Genomic DNA, 3,568 nt, shown 5'->3' with positions numbered 1-3,568 from the left:
ATCAGGGCAACAAAAAAGCCCCGTTCGTTAGAACGGGGCTTTGAAGTGTAAATGAATCCGGCGATACCTACTTTCGCACTGGTGGGCACTATCATCGGCTGGTTGTGCTTAACTGCTGTGTTCGGAAAGGGAACAGGTGTTTCCACAACCATATGGTCACCGGAAGGAGCTTCGTGAAACGTGAGGGCCTCACGAAGCTCAATTTGGCTTGGTAGATGTATTCGCGTGTGTTGCGAACGTTCGATCAATCGAGAATCTGTGAATCGTCACTTGATTATTCATGCTCTTGAGAGCGTTGAATATAAGTGGTCAAGCATTCGTCCGTTAGTACCAGTTAGCTGAACTCATTGCTGAGCTTACACATCTGGCCTATCAACCTGGTCGTCTTCCAGGGGACTCTCGTATAAATACTTACGAAACCTAATCTTGGAGCGGGCTTCACGCTTAGATGCTTTCAGCGTTTATCCTTTCCGTTCATAGCTATCCAGCCGTGCCACGGGCATGACAACTGGGACACCAGAGGAACGTCCTTCCAAATCCTCTCGTACTAAAGAAGAATCTCCTCAAGTTTCGTACGCCCACAGCAGATAGGGACCGACCTGTCTCACGACGGTCTGAACCCAGCTCACGTACCACTTTAATCGGCGAACAGCCGAACCCTTGGGAGCTTCTTCACCCCCAGGATGTGATGAGCCGACATCGAGGTGCCAAACCGCATCGCCGCTATGGACGCTCGGATGCGATAAGCCTGTTATCCCCGGAGTACCTTTTATCTGATGAGCGATAGCCCTTCCATTCGGGACTACCGGATCACTATGACCTACTTTCGTATCTGTTCGACCTATGGGTCTCACAGTTAAGCACCCTTCTACCATTGCGCTCTATGCCTGATGACCAACCAGGCTGAGGGTACCTTTGCACTCCTCCGTTACTCTTTGGGAGGAGACCGCCCCAGTCAAACTGCCCAACTGACACTGTTCCTAGTCTGGATTCACAGAAATTCTAGGTTAGAGCTAAAACATATTCAGGGTGGTATTTCAAGGATGGCTCCATCGACACTGGCGTGCCGACTTCAAAGCCTCCCACCTATCCTACACAAAACATATCTCAGACCAATATCAGCCTACAGTAAAGGTTCACGGGGTCTTTCCGTCTAACTGCGGGAACGTGGCATCTTCACCACGACTACAATTTCACCGGGTCGGTGGTTGAGACAGTGCTCCAGTCATTACGCCTTTCATGCAGGTCGGAACTTACCCGACAAGGAACTTCGCTACCTTAGGACCGTCATAGTTACGGCCGCCGTTTACCGGGGCTTCGGTCGAGAGCTTGCACCCGCTTCCTTAACCTACCGGCACCGGGCAGGCGTCAGACCCTATACATCCTCTTGCGAGTTGGCAGGGTCCTGTGTTTTTGATAAACAGTTGCCAGAGCCGATTTTCTGTGGCCCCCAACAGCGTTAACCATCAGGGGCACCCCTTATCGCGAACTTACGGGGTCATTTTGCAGAGTTCCTTAACCACCGTTCTCCCGAGCGCCTTAGTCTACTCGACTCGCCTACCTGTGTCAGTTTTAGTACGGTTACAGTTGCTTCAACCTTTAGAAGCTTTTCTTGGACGTCCCGCTGATGATTACCTCCGAAGAGTCAGCACTCTAACTTGGCTTATGAGGACGGATTTGCCTATTCCTCACCTTGCTAGAGCCCACGGACTGTTCCACCAGTCCGATCACCTTTGAAACGCCGTCCCTCCATCAGTCCACAACCGTAGCACGGGAATATTGACCCGTTGTCCATCGTCTACGCTTTTCAGCCTCGACTAAGGGACCGGCTAACCCTGGGCGGAATTGCCTTCCCCAGGAAACCTTAGGCTTTCGGCGAACAGGATTCTCACCTGTTTTATCGTTACTCATTCCGGCATAATCACCCGATCGCCCCAACACCGCTCCTTACGGTACGGCTCGTATCTGACGATCGGCGCTCTCCTACCATTCTTTCGAATCCGCTGCTTCGGTGAGATGCTTACTCCCGTTCATTATCGGCGCAGAATTGCTCGACCAGTAAGCTGTTACGCACTTTTTAAATGGTGGCTGCTTCTAAGCCAACATCCTGGTTGTCTCGGCAATTCAACTTCCTTAGTGACTGAGCATCTCTTCGGGACCTTAGCAGACGGTCTGGGTTGTTTCCCTCTCGACCGCGAAGCTTATCCCTCGCGGACTGACTCCTGAGATAGTCACATTGGTATTCGGAGTTTGGTCCAGCAGGGTACCCCGGGAAGGGCCCCAAACCGATTCAGTCTCTCTACCCCCAATGTGTAGTGGCTCAAGGCTAGCCCAAAAGCTATTTCGGAGAGAACGAGATATCTCCACGTTTGATTAGACTTTCACTCCTCCCCACAAGTCATCCCCTCGGTTTTCAACCCAAGTGGGTTCGGTCCTCCACGCGGTATAACCCGCGCTTCAACCTGCTCATGGGTAGATCACGTGGTTTCGCGTCTACCACCTACGACTAACGCCCTATTAAGACTCGGTTTCCCTCTGGCTACAGCCCGTAAGGCCTTAACCTGCCGCAGACGGTAACTCGCCGGATCATTATGCAAAAGGCACGCCGTCACCCATAAATCGGGCTCCGACCGCTTGTAGGCACATGGTTTCAGGTTCACATACCTCCCCTTGTCGGGGTTCTTCTCATCTTTCACTCGCGCTACTGAGTTCACTATCGGTCATCAGAGAGTATTTAGCCTTACGGAATGGTCTCCGTGGATTCAGTCCAGGTTTCACGTGACTGGACCTACTCAGGCACCTCTCGGAAGGCCACTCGATTTTCGCCTACGGGACTGTCACCCTCTATGGTTGACCTTTCCATGTCATATCGGCTAATCGGTGGCTTTGTAACTTCCATATGAGAGGCCCTACAACCCCCTGAGGAAAATCCTCAAGGTTTGGGCTATTCCGCGTTCGCTCGCCGCTACTGACGGAATCGATTTTTCTTTCTTTTCCTTCAGGTACTTAGATGTTTCAGTTCCCTGAGTTAAACAGGAATCCCGGGATCAACGTTCGTTTGACAACTTCCCCAGGCTTATCGCAGTCTTCCACGCCTTATCTTCTGATGCCAAGACATCCCCCATGTGCCCTTAATAGCTTGACCACAAATATTCAAAGCTCGCGAGAGTTAGCAACTCTTGCAATCAATGAACAATCAAACTATTTCGGACTTCTTTTCGTGTGGCTGACTTGTCTAAGAGCCAGCCACTGAGATCCGATCTTGTAACGATTCTAAATGCTTCGTGAAGCAGTCTTCGCACTACCCTCTCAGGTAGCAACCAGAACTACAACCGATAGACATCCAGATTCTCTATTGAGAACGGTTAACTCCCAATCGACACTGCTCCGTTTCAGCCGAAGCTGAATCAAAAGCAACACTTCTTGGTAATAACCATATAACTCTATGAAATTGCATCGTTTATGCCGCAACGAAGTCTTGTCTGGCCCGAGGTCAAAAACCTCAAACCCGGCATCGCTTCGTCACGCAAAATGCCATCTACCAACCAAATTGTCAAAGATCGTTTTC

Annotated in this window: 2 rRNA genes; both read right to left on the bottom strand. The window is 50.8% G+C overall.

The features are described 5' to 3' along the window. Window positions 1–55 precede the first annotated feature (55 nt). A 5S ribosomal RNA gene (gene rrf, locus ABD890_RS23240) occupies window positions 56–164 on the bottom strand. Window positions 165–305: 141 nt separating this feature from the next. Next, window positions 306–3,145: ribosomal RNA gene (locus ABD890_RS23235) — 23S ribosomal RNA — on the bottom strand. Between the last annotated feature and the right edge of the window lie 423 nt (window positions 3,146–3,568).

This window comes from Bremerella cremea (assembly GCF_039541315.1).
Taxonomy (GTDB): Bacteria; Planctomycetota; Planctomycetia; order Pirellulales; family Pirellulaceae; genus Bremerella; species Bremerella cremea.
This window is presented reverse-complemented; position numbering and strand designations above follow the sequence as displayed.